This is a genomic window from Vreelandella sp. DA03-1M, assembly GCF_055725665.1.
The window spans coordinates 2226628-2244279 of record NZ_CM146798.1 but is presented as its reverse complement, the minus strand read 5'-3'; the positions used below and the strand labels follow the sequence as shown (position 1 = coordinate 2244279).

13 protein-coding genes are annotated in these 17652 nt (G+C 52.2%); 5 read left to right on the top strand and 8 right to left on the bottom strand.

Going from position 1 to position 17652, the window contains the following annotated elements; all coding sequences use genetic code 11:
• The first annotated feature begins 35 nt into the window (after nucleotides 1-35).
• The 4 genes from ACXUPB_RS10390 (at nucleotide 36) to ACXUPB_RS10375 (ending at nucleotide 3797) form a co-directional block, all read left to right on the top strand.
• Nucleotides 36-1196 carry an ABC transporter ATP-binding protein gene (locus ACXUPB_RS10390; protein ID WP_035558471.1) on the top strand — a complete coding sequence of 387 codons (1161 nt, stop codon included), beginning with the start codon at nucleotides 36-38 and terminating at the stop codon, nucleotides 1194-1196.
• A 2-nt stretch (nucleotides 1197-1198) separates the two neighbouring features.
• Nucleotides 1199-1930, top strand: a complete 732-nt coding sequence (locus ACXUPB_RS10385; protein ID WP_035558475.1) for an ABC transporter permease — start codon at nucleotides 1199-1201, stop codon at nucleotides 1928-1930.
• Between the two features lie 42 nt (nucleotides 1931-1972).
• A complete protein-coding gene (locus tag ACXUPB_RS10380; RefSeq protein WP_179915168.1) occupies nucleotides 1973-2857 on the top strand; it encodes a glycine betaine ABC transporter substrate-binding protein in 885 nt (294 codons plus the stop codon).
• Nucleotides 2858-2954: 97 nt separating this feature from the next.
• The gene (locus tag ACXUPB_RS10375) at nucleotides 2955-3797 is read left to right on the top strand and encodes a nitrilase-related carbon-nitrogen hydrolase (RefSeq protein WP_179915169.1); all 843 of its coding nucleotides are present in this window, start codon (nucleotides 2955-2957) and stop codon (nucleotides 3795-3797) included.
• A gap of 57 nt (nucleotides 3798-3854) precedes the next feature.
• Here ACXUPB_RS10375 and ACXUPB_RS10370 read toward each other — a convergent pair whose 3' ends face one another.
• From ACXUPB_RS10370 to ACXUPB_RS10360, 3 genes are read right to left on the bottom strand one after another with little or no spacing between them, the layout of a single operon-like run.
• Nucleotides 3855-5345, bottom strand: coding sequence for a CoA-acylating methylmalonate-semialdehyde dehydrogenase (locus tag ACXUPB_RS10370; RefSeq protein WP_472956733.1), 1491 nt, complete (start codon nucleotides 5343-5345; stop codon nucleotides 3855-3857).
• Between the two features lie 29 nt (nucleotides 5346-5374).
• Nucleotides 5375-6649 carry a M24 family metallopeptidase gene (locus tag ACXUPB_RS10365; protein WP_035558483.1) on the bottom strand — a complete coding sequence of 425 codons (1275 nt, stop codon included), beginning with the start codon at nucleotides 6647-6649 and terminating at the stop codon, nucleotides 5375-5377.
• Between the two features lie 53 nt (nucleotides 6650-6702).
• Nucleotides 6703-7584 carry a HalD/BesD family halogenase gene (locus ACXUPB_RS10360; protein WP_035558486.1) on the bottom strand — a complete coding sequence of 294 codons (882 nt, stop codon included), beginning with the start codon at nucleotides 7582-7584 and terminating at the stop codon, nucleotides 6703-6705.
• Between the two features lie 138 nt (nucleotides 7585-7722).
• Between ACXUPB_RS10360 and ACXUPB_RS10355 the strand changes: the two genes are divergently transcribed.
• Nucleotides 7723-8598, top strand: coding sequence for a LysR family transcriptional regulator (locus ACXUPB_RS10355; protein WP_035558489.1), 876 nt, complete (start codon nucleotides 7723-7725; stop codon nucleotides 8596-8598).
• 107 nt (nucleotides 8599-8705) lie between these two features.
• Here ACXUPB_RS10355 and ACXUPB_RS10350 read toward each other — a convergent pair whose 3' ends face one another.
• From ACXUPB_RS10350 to ACXUPB_RS10330, 5 genes are all read right to left on the bottom strand, one after another.
• A complete protein-coding gene (locus ACXUPB_RS10350; RefSeq protein ID WP_082072580.1) occupies nucleotides 8706-9116 on the bottom strand; it encodes a transposase in 411 nt (136 codons plus the stop codon).
• A gap of 289 nt (nucleotides 9117-9405) precedes the next feature.
• Nucleotides 9406-11478: a protease Lon-related BREX system protein BrxL gene (brxL, locus tag ACXUPB_RS10345; RefSeq protein ID WP_472956546.1), complete on the bottom strand. Its 2073-nt coding sequence runs from the start codon at nucleotides 11476-11478 to the stop codon at nucleotides 9406-9408.
• Nucleotides 11479-11591: 113 nt separating this feature from the next.
• A complete protein-coding gene (gene pglZ / locus ACXUPB_RS10340) occupies nucleotides 11592-14222 on the bottom strand; it encodes a BREX-1 system phosphatase PglZ type A (RefSeq protein WP_472956544.1) in 2631 nt (876 codons plus the stop codon).
• Nucleotides 14223-14512: 290 nt separating this feature from the next.
• On the bottom strand, nucleotides 14513-15520 hold the full coding sequence (locus ACXUPB_RS10335; protein WP_472956542.1) for a PD-(D/E)XK nuclease family protein: 1008 nt from the start codon (nucleotides 15518-15520) through the stop codon (nucleotides 14513-14515).
• A 101-nt stretch (nucleotides 15521-15621) separates the two neighbouring features.
• Nucleotides 15622-17412 carry a GmrSD restriction endonuclease domain-containing protein gene (locus ACXUPB_RS10330; RefSeq protein WP_472956540.1) on the bottom strand — a complete coding sequence of 597 codons (1791 nt, stop codon included), beginning with the start codon at nucleotides 17410-17412 and terminating at the stop codon, nucleotides 15622-15624.
• Nucleotides 17413-17652: the final 240 nt, after the last annotated feature.

The following is a 17652-nucleotide window of genomic DNA, read 5'->3' as shown; positions in this document are numbered from 1 at the left end:
TTCTTGATGTAATTGCTACTATAAGAGACACCCATATGATTCGACTTGATAGCCTGACCAAGGTGTTCGATACGCCGAAAGGCGCGGTGGTGGCCGCTGACCATATCGATATGGAAGTGCCTGAAGGGGAAATCTGTGTCCTCTTGGGGCCATCGGGCTGCGGCAAAACCACCACGTTGAAGATGATCAACCGGATCGTTAAGCCCACTGCTGGCAAAGTGTTTATCAATGGCGAGGATACAACCGGCCTCGATACTCAGACACTGCGTCGCAATATTGGCTATGTGATCCAGCAAATTGGTCTGTTTCCCAACATGACCATCGAGGAAAACATCACCATTGTGCCCAAGCTATTGGGCTGGGATAAGGCCAAATACAAAGCACGGGCACGCGAAATGATGGCGATGATCGCGCTGGAGCCGGATGCCTTTCTTAAGCGCTTCCCCAGTGAGTTATCGGGTGGTCAACAGCAACGCATTGGGGTGGCCCGTGCACTCGCCGCCGATCCGCCAGTGATGTTGATGGATGAACCGTTTGGGGCTATCGACCCGATCAACCGGGCCGTCATTCAAGATGAGTTCCTTAAAATGCAGCAGGAACTCAACAAAACCATCATGTTCGTAAGCCACGACATCGATGAAGCTATCAAAATGGGCAACCGCGTAGCGGTTTTCCGTGAGGGGAAGCTGGTTCAGTACTCCACGCCCGATGACTTGCTGGCGGCGCCCAAAAACGCTTTTGTGGAATCCTTTCTCGGTGAAGACCGTGCGCTTAAGCGGTTAAACCTGGTAAAAGTGCGTGAGATTGTTACCGACGAAATCGGCACCGTCTTGCCAAGCGATACGTTAGAGACAGCGTTGGCGAAAATTGACGACTACGGTTATCAAAACGCTATTTTGATGGTGAATGAACGGAAGCAGCCCGCCGGGATTATTAGCCGCTCCGTCGCCCGCACTACTAAAGGCTATTGCCGCGATCACTTCCAAGCTGTTCCTGCGGTTGTTGATCTCGACGATGACCTACGCAAAGCCGCCTCTTTGATGTTTGCTCACGACCAAACTTGGCTGCCCTGCGTCAACCAAGAAGGAACGGTGTGCGGCCAAATAACCCAGCGCGCCATGACCAGCCACCTAGGCGCACGCTATCGCGCTCGCCAAGGGGATGATCGCAAGCCATCTGCGGCCATTAAGGAATAACCATGCCTATTCGATCCATAAAAGGGGCGCTTAAGGTACTGGTGCTGGTGGCCATTTTTTTCGCCGGAGTGTGGAGCCAGTCTAGCGGCGTTATTGATGAGTTTTTGTGGTATCTACCTGACGTTCAGTATTTGATGGTTCAGCATATCTGGCTCACGGTGATGTCCGGTAGCTTGGCAATTCTCTTTGCCATTCCGCTGGGTATTGTTCTATCGCGCCCCAAAATGGCGAATGTAGCCGAATCACTCATGCAAGTGCTCAACGTTGGGACCACTATCCCCACCCTAGCCGTGCTTGCGCTGTCGATGAGCTTTTTAGGCATTGGCACGGTACCGGCTGTTTTTGGCCTTTTTGTGGCCACGCTACTACCCATTACCCGTAATACCTATACGGGATTGAAGGGAGTTAACCCAGCACTCATGGAAGCGGCTGCGGGGATTGGCATGTCACCGATGCAACGGCTTTTCAAAGTCGAGCTGCCCAATGCCCTCTACGTAATTTTTGCAGGGATGCGCACAGCACTAACGATCAATGTGGGCACTGTTCCCCTGGCGTTTTTGATCGGTGCGGGCGGTCTCGGTGAGCTTATTTTTACCGGCATTGATCTTTATGACCCGGTCATGATGCTTTCCGGTGCCATTCCGACCGCGCTGTTAGCGATCGTGGTCGATGCGCTGATCGCGGTTATTGCGTTTCTAGTTGTCCCTCGTGGGGTCAATCCCGGTCGCACTTAAGCCCCGCCACTCATGAAGCTTTTCTAACAAAAGAAGGATTCGATGATGAAAACATTTACGACAGCACTGACTAGTATTGCCTTGGCGAGCAGCGTTTCGCTCGCAAACGCCAACGAAATTAGCGTTGGCGGTAAGAACTTCACCGAGCAGCAGATACTGGCCACCATGACGACACAGTATCTGGACAACCTCGGTTACGATGTTGATAGCCGTTCTGGCATGGGCTCGGCCATTCTTCGCCAAGCGCAGGAAAATGGTCAGATTGATCTTTATTGGGAGTACACCGGCACGTCCCTGATCAACTACAACGACATCAGCGAAAGCCTAAGCCCTGAAGAAACCTACCAACGGGTCAAGGAACTCGACGCCGAGAAAGGCCTTACCTGGCTTGAACCGTCGGAGGCCAACAACACTTATGCGCTCGCCATGCGCGAAGCTGCCGCCGAGGAAAGTGGCATTGAAACGCTTTCTGACCTGGCCGACGCGGTCAATAATGAGCAGGGTCTAACCTTTGCGCTCAATGCCGAGTTCTACGCCCGTGAAGATGGTTGGCGCCCGCTAATGGAAGCCTACGACTTTCGTGTTGGTCGCAGCGAAGTGAGCCGCATGGATACAGGCTTAGTCTATCAAGCACTGCGCAATGAAGAAGTCGACGTCGGCCTCGTATTTGCCACCGACGGCCGTATTCCTGCCTTTGACTTTTATGTTCTTGAAGACGATCAAGGCTTTTTCCCGTCTTATGCGCTCGCTCCGGTGGTGCGTACGGAAACCCTGGAAGCTAATCCTGAGCTTGCCGACCAGATGAATAAACTCTCGGCACTCTTAAACGACGCGACGATGGCCGAACTCAATGCCAGCGTGGACGTTGAGCGTGAGTCAATCGAAGACGTGGCAGAGAGCTTCCTAGATGAGAATGATTTGCTCTAACACCGCTAGGCACATGCTCATAGCGCTGGCATAGTGTCTTGCCATCACATCACAGCAAAGCCGCTCTATTTGAGCGGCTTTTTCAATGGAGACGCCAATGCATTATCAAGACAAGCTTCGCGTCGGTGCCGCGCAGATCAATACAACATTGGGTGAGTTGAACGCCAATATCGACCGCCATTTATCGCTAATTGCCGAGGCAAAGCGTAAAGGGGTGGAATTGTTGGTATTCCCCGAGTTGTCATTGACAGGTTATCGCCTAGCGAACCAAGTGATGCAGGTGGCGATGCCCTTGGAAGACCCACGCCTTAAAACGCTAGCCAATGCCTGTGGTTCTATGCAGGTCGTGATGGGTTTTGTCGAAGAGGCGAGCCCCGGTGAGTACTACAATGCGCTGGCCATCTTTCAGCACGGCCAGCTAATGGGCGTGCATCGTAAGCTTAATCTGCCCACCTATGGCGGGCTGGAAGAAGGCAAGTGGTTTACCCATGGCAGTGAACTCACGCATACCGATATTTGCCCTGGCTGGTCGGCCACTCAGCTGATTTGTGCCGACTTATGGAACCCAGCATTAGTGCATGCCGCCCTGCTCGCTCGCCCGACGGTGCTTTGCGCGCCGATTAACTCAGCTAGCGGCATCGTTAGTGAGGACTTTTCCAATGAAGAAAATTGGGCATTGAATACCCGGTTTTACGCCATGACCTATGGCACACCGGTCATTATGGCGAACCGCTTTGGGCCGGAGGGTGACAGCCACTTCTGGGGCGGCTCACGCATTCTCGGCCCGGGTGGTGAGACGCTTGCGCAAGCCGACGATGAAGAAGTGCTGATTATGGCGGATCTTTCCCGTACCGCGATTGCCAAAGCACGCTTTGAATTACCCACACATCGTGATGCGGATACACCACTGGTCAGGGAGCTTATGGCGGGTTATCGCTAGCAACGGCCAACTCACCCGCCAGAGTAAGTATCCGGCGGGCAGGGGGGAAAGGTAGGTTCAGTGGGAGGGAAAGCTAAACTGTGCCGTCTCTTGGGCACTTTCCGTCGGCCAGCGCTGTGAGACTGCCTTTCGCCGAGTGTAAAAGCGCACAGCGTCGGGCCCATAGGCATGCAAGTCGCCAAACAGTGACTCTTTCCACCCACCAAAGCTATGAAAGGCTACCGGTACGGGTAGCGGCACATTAATACCTACCATGCCGACTTCAACCTCATCGGTGAAGCGGCGTGCTGCTTCACCAGCGCGGGTAAACAAGCAGGTACCATTTCCATACTGGTGAGCATTTATGAGTTCAATGGCTTGATCAAAGTCATCCACGCGAACGACACACAAGACGGGGCCAAAAATCTCGTCTTGGTAAATACGCATCGCTGAAGTGACGTGGTCAAATAGCGTCGCGCCCATAAAGTAGCCAGGGGCGTTTTCCACTAGCGGATGTTTGCGACCATCGAGTCTTAATACTGCACCAGCTGATTCGCCTTGACCGATATAGTCTGCCACCCGATCACGGTGGGCTTGGTTTACCAACGCGCCCATATCCAACCCCGGCTCTGTTCCGGGTCCAATATTGAGATGCTTCGCTTTTTCAGCAATCTTGTCTACCAACACATCAGCGGTTTGATTTCCCACACAAACAACCACCGAAATCGCCATGCAGCGTTCACCAGCGCTACCATAAGCGGCACCAATCAAGGTATTAGCCGCATTCTCAAGGTCAGCATCAGGCAGTATGACCGCATGATTTTTCGCCCCACCTAATGCTTGCACGCGCTTACCCAGGCTGGCACCACGCTCGTATATTGCTTTGGCTACCGGCGTAGAACCAACGAACGATAGCGCTTTAACCTTTGAATGCTCGATGAGCGCATCGGCGGCTTCGCGGTCTCCTTGTACGACGCTAAACACACCGGCGGGCAGGCCTGCCTCTTCAAGTAGCTCCGCCATTTTGATCGCCACGGAGGGCACTTGCTCTGACGGTTTTAAAATAAAACAGTTGCCACATGCAATCGCTATGGGGAACATCCATAGCGGCACCATCGTGGGAAAATTGAACGGTGTGATGCCCGCGACAATCCCCACCGGCTGATGGTTTGACCACGTATCAATACCCGGTCCAGCGTTATGGGAATACTCGCCCTTTAATAGCTCAGGAATACCGCATGCGTATTCGACGTTTTCAATGCCACGTTTGAGTTCTCCCATGGCATCTTCCAACACTTTGCCATGTTCTTCGCTAATCAGCTTACACAGCGCCTCAGCATCACGCTCTAACAGCATTTTGAAGCGATACATGACCTGTACGCGCTTGCTAGGCGGCATATCACGCCAAGTGGGATACGCCGTTAGCGCCATTTTCACGGCTGAATTGACCGTTTGCGTGTCCGCCATTGCCACTTGGCGCACCGTTTTACCAAAGGCTGGATCTACCACGGGGAAGTAACGAGCTGCTTCTACGGGGCTCCCTCCTATCCAGTGGGGAACAGTCGTCAGCGATGAATCAATCACGGGATTACACTTCCTTATTTTAGCAGCTCGTCGTTGAAGGGATAGCGTGAGAGCTTTTCGATACCGGTCTCGGTAATCAATACCTCTTCTTCGAGTTTGACACCATCAGCCGCGCCGACCTCGCCAATATAGCTTTCGACCGACACCACCATGCCTGGCTCTAGAACACCGTCCTTGGAGAACTTATCAAAATCCATATGGTGCGCGACCAGCGGCGTTTCACCATGCATCCCCACCCCATGAATGATCGATGGGTAGCGGCGGTCGATAAAGCGATCGGGGATTTTCCAGGCTTTATCGGCAATTTCACGGTAGCTCATGCCCGGTTTAAGCAAGCCCATATTGTGGTGTACCTGGTCGTACGCCATGCGATATATTTCGCGCTGATAGGCCGAAGGTTTGCCTGGACCAACGTGGAACGTGCGCGAGAAATCCGAGTAGTAACCGTGGCAACCGATGGTGTCGGTATCCAGTGCGACCAGCTCGCCAGGGCGAATTTTGCGGTCACTGGCTTCATTAAACCAAGGGTTTGTACGCGGCCCAGAAGAGAGAAGACGGGTTTCGATAAACTCGCCCCCGCCTCTGATCACCTCGCCGTACATGATCGCAAACAGCTCGTTTTCAGTGATGCCCGGTTTAATCGCGGCTTCGACTTCCGCCACGGCGGCTTCACTGGCGGCCATCGACTGAGCCAAACAAGCGATTTCTTCAGGCGTTTTGATGCGACGACAGTGCAACGTATCCTGCATGCAATCGTAGACATCAAGCCCCTGTGCTTCTAATGCACGCGCGAGATTAAGCGCGCAACGGTCAAGGCCCACTTTCTTATTACCCCTGCCGTGTTCCTTAACCAATTCGGCAATTTCCACACCAAAGGGGTCAGACGACATGCCATCGCGCTGATTCACCGCTGACCACACCACCTTAGAGGTGCGCGCCTCATCGATGGTCTCAAGCCAAGTGGACACGTGCGCGCTACCGGGATACTCAAATAGAATAATTGGCCCTTCCAGCGGGACATAAACGTATCGCGTGGAGTTACGCAGGAAGTAACCAAACATATTGCGCGACCCTGTCGCATAGCGCTGGTTATTCGGGTCAAACAGCACCAGTGCTGCATACCCTTCTTCCGCCATCATGGCACGCAGACGCTGAAGCCGCCCAGCGCGCAGCTGTTTAGGATCAAAGGCGGTGGGAATGCTATCGCCGTTGCCCATCGGCGCCGACGGCACCACTGGAATCTGATCAGGTTCGTTATCGGTAAGGTTTTCGCTTTCGACAATACTCATGGTATCTCTCGCCTCAGGGTTGGTTGGAGTCGCGGGGAACGTCTAAACGACTCCTAATCTGCTAGGCTATCGCTACGCTGCATGCCGTCTTTAAGGATTTGTTCATGAACTGGTGCCATGCGGCCAAAGATACGCTGAGCACGTTCCGGCCGACCCACAAAGCCTGGCTCTTTGGCGTAGGCAAAAATGACGGTGTGGCGCTCTTTATCTCCCTCAACCGGCGTCACTCGGTGGAGAGAGTAGCGACCAAAGAACACCTGTAAGTCACCCGGTTGAAGATCAAGGGTTTTCAGTTGTGAGCGATCCCCGTCGATGACTTTCTCAACGTCTGCGAAGTTTTCACCTTCAGGGCTACGGATCCCCGGCGCGTACTCGAAACGGCCGCCACCATGAGATTGACGCGTCATCATCGTGACAATGAACTCGTTGGTGTCATAGTGCCAAGGGTGCTGGCAGCCCTCACGCAACACGTTTACCACTAAGTCCGCCAACGGGTCGGCGTACTGGTGAATTTTTTCCATTCCCACCACGGCCCCGATAAAGCGTTGAAATTCTGGATTTTCATACACTTGTCGGATAATAGTGTCACTACCGATACGATCCCCTGCCACAAAACCATTCGTGCGATCGTCAAAGCGATTTTTGGGATGTGTGGCCGGCAGTGAAGGGTCTCCTTCACTGTTATACGGGTTCGTCTCCGTTTGGTTGTAATGAGCATCCGGCGACAGCCGCTCTGTTTCCCGTTCAAGACGTGCTAGAGCCTCCTCAGGAACAAAGTTTTTAAGCACGACGCAGCCATCTTCACCTAGCTGACTGCGACACTGTGCGATTAACGCACGTCCGGTTTCACTGTCCAGCGCATCAATGGGATACGTTTTGAGATCGATAAGGCCATCTAATGTATTCGCCGATGGAGCAACCGCAGTCGCTTGCATGAAAAATACTCCTGTCGAATTAACGAATAATCTGGTGAATAAGGTCACGTTGAATAACGTTTTGGACAGGGTAGTGATGGATGACTCATAATAGAAATGAATAGTTGAGATACGACCCATTTAAAAGGCTCATGAATTATGGATACGGATTTACTTCGCGCCTTTGTCACCGTGGCGGAATGCCAAGGGTTTAGCGCCGCCGGTAAGGTGTTGCATCGAACCCAATCGGCGATGAGCCTGCAAATAAAGCGCCTTGAGGATCAGATGCGGCAGTCACTCTTTGAGCGCACTAGCCGCAGCGTGTTGCTAACGGCCGCCGGAGAGCGTTTGCTGCCCTACGCACGCCACATACTCAAGTTAGAAGATGAAGCCAAAGACTTACTTAAAGGAGGGACACATGGCGAAATCATTCGACTAGGCACTTCTGAAGAACAAGCGGCTACCTACTTGCCAGATCTGCTGCCCCGCTTTTCGGCACAGTTTCCCCATATTCAGTTAGAGGTACAGTGTGATATCAGCGACGCGCTGGTGAAGCGCTTTCAGGAAGGGTTGTTGGATGTCGTGCTGTCGGTTAGACATAAGCCCACTCAATCAGGGCAACTACTCGGTTGGGAGCCAATGGTGTGGGTGATTGCTGAACATGTACCGTTGGCGCAATGGCCAATACTTCCATTGGCCTTAAACCCTGAAGGCTGCATTTTTCGTGCGCATGCGTTGTCAGCACTCGGACGTGAGGAAAAACCCTGGGAGCTTCGCTACATTAGCCAATCCCCGACCGGCATTAATGTCCCTGTGCAAAATGGACTTGCGCTAACCGTTAAGACACCGCGCAGTGTTCCGCCAGGTTGTCGTATCGTGACAGAAGCCGATGGATTACCTGATCTTGGGCATGTGGAAATAGAGCTTCACCAGCGCCCTGGCCATTCCAGTGAAGCCTTTCAAGCATTTTGCCAAGCGCTAGAAGCAGCAGTTACTGACCATAATGGCATTGAATGCCTACATCTAGGCGCGTAGTAAACTTGTTTATATTTCCAACGTACCCCACCGTTCAGCCCTATTATTTTCATCATACATTTTCGAGCCATTGTTATGGCATTTGTGCGAAGTCGGCGGAAGAAAAGCTAGGTTTTGTACAAAAAGTTGGCTCGCAAGCAACGGTCGATGCACGCAACGCATACCATCGCTCTAAAGCTACTGGCTAATTTTTCATAGCGTGTGGCGATTCGCTGTAACTCTTTCAGCCAACCAAAGCAGCGTTCTACCGCATTGCGTTGCCGATATTTATGTTTATCAAACCGCCTTGGTAATCCAGGACGGGCTCTTCGATGCATATTACGCTGAGCTATCACGGGCTTCATACCGTGTCTGTCACAATAGCGGCGTAGCTCATCGCTGTCATAACCTTTATCCGCCACTATGTAACGACTACGCTTACGGGGCCGACCCGTTCTACCTGGCAGGTGGATTCTTTCTAAGGTAGAGATGAAGTGGCGAGACACTGACTGTTGGCCGGGTGACAAAGTGAAGGTCATCAGATATCTCGTAACGTCCGACCATCGTTTTCCCCTATGCGGCTATTGCATAGGAAAAGTTAGCAGATAAGACTTTTCGTACAAAGCCTAGGAACGTTCGTACAGCACTAGATCAACTGGATTTACGTGGGCTACCCATTCGCCTGAATAAGCTACTGGATGCCCTTGCCCTGGAAGAACGTGAGCAGCACGGTAATCGTCACTCCATCGGCTTTATTTGAGCTAAGAACCGAACGAAAACGTGCAAGAGATACACTACGCATCCATGGTGTAAATGAATAGATTATCCTTAATCAACTCCGAGCGCCTTCACGACTGCGTCGATTGGCTCTGCATAGAAGCTAGTCTGAAATTTGGTAAATAGCTCGCCGGGGATGGTGGAAATATCCATGGCGCTGCTCATCGGCAGGGTGACTCGCTTACCGCCGGCATCGAAGGCGACCTGCAGGCACTCTGCAAGGTTTTGAACGGGTTTTAAACTTCCGCCCAGGCTCATATCGCCTAGCACCACCATTTGGCTTTGCGTCGACTTGCTGACAAGGCCTGATGAAAACGCCACCAAACTGGCTAACGACAAATCGCGCAGGACACCGCTATTTTGAAGGTCCACCACATGGAGGTGGAAATCATGCTCCATGACCTTACGGGCACCACTGATGCGACTGGCATTGGCCTTGAAGTAATCAAATGCCATTTTGACCTGCTCTTTGGCTGCGGTGGAGTTCCATAGCCCCGACATCGCCAGCTTGCCGCTTCCCGCGGTTACCTGCATTTCGATGCGGTAAACACCCGGCATGCCTTTATCGCTTAGGCCAATAGTATGCACTACGCCCGGCTTACCTTGGCCTTCTGGAATCAGACCACCGCCGCCCTGTTCTTTCACCGAAACAAAGTGCTCTTCCAGAGTCTCCTTGTCGATGTAGCTGAAATGGACATCGTAAAACTCCATGCCACCAATTTTTTTCAGCTGCTCCTTCACCCGGCGTCGCACTTGCATGGCGTATTCCAGGCACTCCCGTACATCGTCTTTTGTGTACTCCCCATGGGGGGACATTAGCTTCAGCAGGCCAGACACCGTTTTACGAACCGCGATCACGTCACGCTGATTGAGGTTGTCGCCCAGAGAAAAGTAACGATCAATCGCATCGGCAAAACTGCGCTTACGCATTTCGCGGAAAAATTCAGCCAGATAATCGACGATAAACCCATAGCGCTGAGTGAAGAACGAGGGCCGCATTTTGGGGATTTCCCAGCCGGGAATGTAAGCATGGAAGCGATCAAAAAACGCCGCATCGATCATCGCATCAGGGAATGGTGTCAACAGATGGCTGGTTTTCACCATCGACTCAACGCTCTGATTGATATTGCCCACAAACACCATCGAGGCCGATGCCTCCATCTGCTCACGCCCACGGGCGAATGAACCAGACGCCATATAATCCTTCATGATCTGCACCCCGTCATTATCCTTGAACGAGATACCCGCTACTTCATCGAACGCCACCAAGTCCCACATACCCACCAAGCCAATGCGCCGTGAGCTCATGTTGTAGAACAAATTAGCCACCGTGGTCTGCCCGCCGGAGACCAGAATACTGTTGGGGGAGCACTCCTTATAGATATGGCTTTTGCCGGTGCCGCGTGGCCCTAGCTCACAAACGTTATAGTTGTTTTCAACAAACGGGATCATCCTGGCGAGCAAGTGCCACTGCACGCTCTCGTCTAGCTCAGCGGGTTCCATGCCAATCGAGCGGATCAGTACTTCACGCCATTGTGAATTGGTGAACCCACGCCGCCCTTCAAATAGCTCGTCCATATTCATGTGCGGCATTTGAATCGGCTTGAGCAGGCTGACGCCGAATGGTGATGTTGTCTGCCCCTCTTCATGGAAGTAACTTAGCGTTGCGATGACCCAAATACCGCCTACTAGCAGCTTTTCGTTCTCTTTTACGATGCCTGCGGAGATCTCAGCATCTTTGATGCCTAAGTTGCTAAACGCTGCTTCATAACGGTCTTTCTTCTCATTCAGTCGCACCGTGACACGATCAATGACCTTGAAGCTGCCCCGTTCCCGAACGATGGACTTCACCTTCTCCGCTTCATCAGGCCGAACGTAGTTATTCGTCAAAATCGCTTTGACGTTCTCCAGGCCTTTCGCAATCACCTCCGCATCATCAGACGCGCAGTACATGCCCAGCAGGTACTCCAGCACGTACACCGGCACGTTGGCGCCCTCTTTAACACGCTGAGTTAGATCCTTGCGCACCACTCGGCCAGCAAAGTGGCTATTGAGCAGCGTGTCCAGGTCTGCGTCGTGGAGCGAATCAGTCACTTGCGTAGCGGAAGATGGCTCGAAATCCATGTAGACGGTCACTCCTAAACGGCAAAAAAGAGCACAATTTTGTGTGTGAGAAAGCTAACTGGCAACGCGTTCACAGTTGACAAGAGGATACCTGCACCGCGCCGATCACTGGCTTAGAAGAAATCATCCGTAAACGCCAAGTCAATCACCACGCGGTAGCGCTCCCGCTCAGTGCCTAAGTCTTTATCGCGCAGCACCAGGAAGTAGTCATTTTTACGGTCAAACGCTGTGCCCGAGAGCGAAAGGCGTACCGACTTCATGCGCTCGTTCATATTGTCGCTGGCGCTATCGAAGGTGATTACCTCTTCACTGGAGACCACGTTACTGCCTTCATAAATCGCGACTGAAAGGGTGACAGGCCGCAAGCGTTCACTCACCGCTTCGGTTTGCAGCAGGTCGAAGCGCTGAATGTTATTGACCATCTTCAACGATGCCTTCGGTGAGATTACTTCGACCTTGCGGGTACTGCGTTTCTCGGCTTTTTCGCCACGCAGCTGCTGTATCGTGAGCACCGGCACAACGATTTCTTGGGGCATGATGCCACCATGCACAAAGCGCGCCCCGCCCACAAAATGGAAACGGTGCGCGCCTTTGGGTATCCAGAATTGGGTGGCGCAGGTGGTGCCTGCGGTATCGCGGGTATGCCCATGCCAAACGCTGGAGTTATCAGGCAGCAATTCACCCAGCACATAGCGCTTTTTGCTTTTGAACGCAGAGGCAGGCTTGTCCGTAAGCGCTGTGCGATCGGTGGCATCCAAGGCGCTACGTTGGAATAAGAAACCGTGGTCTGCCGTCACCAGCACCGTGCTAGTATTCAAGTGCATCAAAATCTTGCGGGTCAGCTGATCTAGCTCATCAATGGCATCTTCCACCGCCGCAAACGTCTCGCTTTCGGTGTTAGCGGAATCCCCACGGGCATCCACCACATTGTGGTAAACGTACATAAGCTGGACGCCTTTGATTTTTTCGCGCCCCTCTTCCCGAGACCACCCTTTCACTTCATCAGCGGTGACCGCCATGGCCTCACCACCCAACGCTTCCTTCAAGAGTTTGCTGCGGTTGGCGGTACCTTGAGTTGATTGACCATTTACCAACACCGTATCACTGCCTGGTTGATAGCTTAGCTCACGGTGCGGCAGCAGCGAGGCCATGCCCAGCGTGGTATAGCTAGGCACTACCCCCAACTGACTTTTCAACGTCGCTTCACTGTAACGCTTGGCATTGATGCGCTCGCGCAGCTCTTCGGCAGCCTCATAACGGAAGGCATCGCTAATCACCACGACCACGCGTTTTTGGCGGCTAGCGGCTAACTGAGGTTGCACCCAGTCACGGTAGAAGTTTTGTTGATTAGGGATGTTAGGCAGCTTCCAGTGCGTCAGCCGCTGCTCGGCCTCTACACGCTCACTCCAGTTGCGGGTCAGCTGGCCCAAAAACCACTCGTCGTAACAACGCTCGACGGCGGTATCCAAGTTTTTCAGCAGCTCAACGCCGGTCGCGTCGGAAGCCACCGCGTAGTGGCGATAAGCCGTATCAAAACGGTATAGATCGGTTTGGTAAGCGTGGTACAGCGCCTCAACGCTCTCAAAGTGAAACCCTTTGGCATGTTGGTGGCGCAGGCTGAACAGTGCAATAGCCGCGGTGAGCGCTGCGTACAGCTGCCGATAACGCTCGCGGCGGGCATCGTTTTTATGCCGAGACGCCCAATAGCCATCTAACCGCTCAACAATAATGCTATCGAATAGCCGCAGGTCGCGAACATCAGCGGTGGGAATCGCTTGGCAGAGATCCACAATGATCTGCTTCTCAACCACCTCAAAAGTGGCCACATGGCTTAGCTGCTCTAGCGGCACAGTATGCAGCTTGTCATCAATACGCTGCGCATCAGCTACCCAACCTGAGATCACATCGAACGCGGGGTAAAACCGCGAGCTATCCCGCCAGCGAGTCAGCAACGCCCGCGAAGATGCACGGGCATTAACAGAGGGAATCGCCACCTGCCGTGCCCAGTCAGGAATATCAGAAATACTCTCGCAATAGCCAGTAATCAGCAACCGCAACATTAGCTGACCGAAATTCAGAGGCGTTTCACCACTCAGCTCTTCACGGCTGGCGGGGTAACCGACTTCGGCTTGTAGGACACGTACAAACGCAGGCACCAGGGCGTACTTTTCGGACTCAACTAAAGCTGCCGGATTCGCCTCTAACCCCAGCTCGTGGGTCACCGCCTCTTCTGCCAGATGAAACAGCAGCGTCGCCACCTCTATTGACGCTGCCCCCACCACCACGGCCAGCATCGCAAGGTCCAGCTCATCTTCACTCATGGAAGGCTTGACTAAACGCATTAACCCTTCAAGACGTTTCCGGCTGGCTAAAAACGCCTGCCGCTGAGCTAGATGATCGCGCAGCACATGGCGCGTCAAGCCCAGCTCATTAAAGATCATCGAGACGCGATCCGCATAAAACCGGCCGGAGTAGAGCTTTATATCCAGCAGCCAGTCGTCTTCCGGTGCTGGCTCGGCGTAAGGAAAGTAGAGCAGCGTGGGCGTGTCAGGCTCTTCCAGCTCCAAACGTAGCTTTACGCCCAGGGTCGACTCCCCCGCCATCGTGATCACCTGAACGCCTTCCAGCGCGAGCTCACTCAGCGACTCGGCAAAGTGGCCGGGGGCGTCGTACCAGAAGACGATGCGATGGTGATCAGTGAAGAAGGCATGTTTTAGGCCCTGCTGGAGTTGTTCGAGCTGCATATACCCTCTTTACCATTAAACACCGTGGTAACAATTACCTTTCGCTTTCCATCTATGTATTTTGAGAGATGGTTAACAAAAACATACGTTTAAGGTGAAATTCTACCACGCGAGTAGCAGCAAGCGCTGGCGCATCTGTAGGAGCGACATAAGCACAGCGACGTTAAATACATGCTTGTGCGTACCACCCATACAAAAGCTACTTAACGGCAACGCTTGCCTCAGTGTATGACATCGGTCTGCTAGCGGATGTCAAAAGGAACTCTATTTGTCGGAAAATGAAATCCTGCCTATTTGGCAGGCTCTGGCGTTAAACTTGTCAGCAAAGCTTTTGCTTGGTTGATCAAGCGCACGGTAGCATCCAGATCCACATGCCCATTTTGATCAGTTTGCCGAAAATCCTCACCGTCAAAAACGGCGACCACCATTGATTGACCATTACCAAACCTAGCCGGCTTTTTGGTTTTCAAGCCAAAGGCCTCTGAATGTTTAACAATCTTATTGAACCACTCACGCCTTTTCGCTGCTCTCTGAGTGACATCCGGCACATCAATTCGAAAACGAAGCTCTCGGTTGTCCACCAACTGAACGTGCAAGACATCCTGAAAGCAGCACCAAAACCCCCGAAACCCACCAGACTGGTTTGGCACATAGCCCCAGTTGCCTTCGCCAAGCTGCTCCTTAAGCGCTTTGTAAAACCCTATCCAGGCGTACCCATCCCATTTCTCGAATGGCTTTGTTCGATAGGCTTCTACCCGCGTATCCCAATGCTGCAGCCACGCTAAATAATCGTGAAAAATAGCGTTGCTTGTCCCTGCTTCTGCCTCTAGCACGTCCAGAAAATCACGCCGTGAGAACGGCTGAAATCCATTACTATAAATGGCCTTGTAACAGGTCTGGTCGCCTGTTTTGAAGTATATCGCCAGAGTATTATAGGACTGGTAACCCCTGCCTTGAATGTCGGCAAGGTACTTAGCCAGCTGGTTCGAGTGCGCGTCTGTGTGCGTCTTATCCTCAATCACAATCGCAAACGTGCCATCAAGTTCGCACAGCACGTCAATATTCTTGCTCTGGCGCGTTACGGTAACTTCGGTAAAGTGCGGAACCGGCTTGCCATGTTTTGCGAAAAATGCGGCGATAAGCTTTCTGGCACAACCATGAAGTTGGGCATCTACTGATTCATATCGCAAATCGGCCCAAGCCAGCAACCACGCAATAAACGCATCCTGCGATAGCTCTGTCGTGGCAAACGAAAAAATATTTGGTTTTTCGATCATGGCTGGTTCAACTGTTGTCATGTTGTTGCTGGAGATTAGTTGTTCATTGTTGACGCGTAAGTAAGCCAACATTGCACTAAAGAGAGTAATTAACTCGGTGCAATTTATTTTGAGCTAGGCATTCACAAAGCCTCATAGTAATCACGGATCATCTGCGCCATTAGCTTGCGACGCGCAGCAAGAAAATCGCGGTAATTGTCAGCGGTGACGGTGTCAATAAAGTCCGGTATAGCGTTCTCTCTCAGGTTAGCTTGAAGGTCTGTCAGATTAGTAATTTCACCTAACGATAGCTCACCGGTGTCGCATTGTGATTTCACCTTGGGCATATAGGTTTGCGGAGGATGGTCTTTAATAACGATATTGATGGGTGTTTCCGTCAGCGCAAAATTGGCCACTTGATTGTAGTCACCCTGTTTCGGGAAGCCATTCTTTATCAAATAATTCTTAGGCACAATGTGGTGCATATCACCATGCCCTTCGATCATCTGGGCAACATTAATCGACTTCGACAAAAAACCGCGGACACCCTTACTCACTAGCGCCGCTAGGTAGATTTGGAACGCTGGACTACGCTTGCTAGGTGATACCAGTTCCTGCAGCAGAGCCACTTTCCAGAAACCATCCCCAAGCTCTGACTCTTCCAGAATTCGCAGGTAGCCATCAGCGCCGTGTTCGCTGATGCGTCGTAAGTCAGTTTCCCAGGTAGATTCGAAACTGCCCACCGCACGACCAGTGAGCAGCGTCATCACGAACCAGCGCTTAACGATACGTGCCCGCTCGCCCTCGTTTAGCTGGTCATCGTTGCGCAAACGCAGGTACAAAGCATAGGCAAAATTCAGCGCGTTTTTTGAACCGATCATGCTGGCGTCAATAAAGCCCGCTGACTTAATCATCATTACAAAGCGCTCTAGGTGGGTCTTACACACAAGTTGGTCTAACGCATCGGAAAAGCGTTGGTAGGCATCGGGAATGCGGCTTTCATCAATTTTGCGGGTTTCCGGATCCAGACCGGAGAGTTCGCTGACAATTGCTCCGGCCTTGCCCCGGCTAAATCCCACCAAGCCCGCAATGCGGATCACATCGGTGTATTCCGGCTGAAAAAGCTCATCCGACTGGCGCTTGAGCCACTGGATCTTATCCAGGTGGGGAGACGCAGCAAACTCTTCGTCGTTCTCGCGGATATCGTCATAGGCATGGCCGGAGACCGAGAGGTGGCAGAAATAATCAATCAACTTGCGCAGGTTACGGCCTTCGTCGCCATAGGTAGCAATTTTGCTCATCACGAAGTCGGCGCTGGAAAGCGGCACACCTTTGGCATTAATACGTACAAAGATCTCCGCAACGGTTTCTACATCCAAATCATCGTTGAGAGAAATCACTCCCACCTGAGCATGCTCGATACCCGCCAGCTTATTGATCGCCGATTCGACCTGTTCTTCCTCGGCATCTGGATTTGCGTTGAAATAACGGCGCAGAAAGCTCAATTGGCTGCCACCGGAAAAAAATTCGCTGATATCGTCGATCCACTGGCGGCTATTGCTGATGGCAGGTGTGCGAGTGGCAAATTCTTCTGTCAGCGGGTTAAAAGCGATGGCAATACGCTTTTTCTGGTAACGCTTACCCACCACCGGCTGCCCTGCCACCGCTGCCCGCAGGGCGGTCACTCGCTGCTGGCCATCAATCAAAATCTGCTGATGTGCGGCCACCTCACCGCCTTTCAGCTTAGCTCCTACTGACTGCCATGTGATCAAATACCCCACCGGGTAGCCGTTGTATAACGAATCCATCAGATCGCGTACCTGGGAAGTTTTCCATACAAAGGGCCGCTGCAGCTCAGGTATCGCGATCTTATCGCTACGCACATCCGCCAACACCTGGCTGACAGCAGTTTGCTTTACTTCATACTTGGCCATCTAGACTTCCTTCAGAACTGGCGTTTTATTCTTCTCGTACGGAAGTGGCGAAATTAACCTCATCGTAGCATCACTCCCAAGTAGAGCTGTTAGAAACACATCTTATGACTGTCTTGTTTATGTATACTTAGCATTTGATGATTAATAATTTCTTGGGCTTTCAGCGCGGTGTGAAAAGCGCCTAAAGCACAGAGCTAACAATTAAGTTATCCATTATCTAACTGTATAACCCTCTAATTA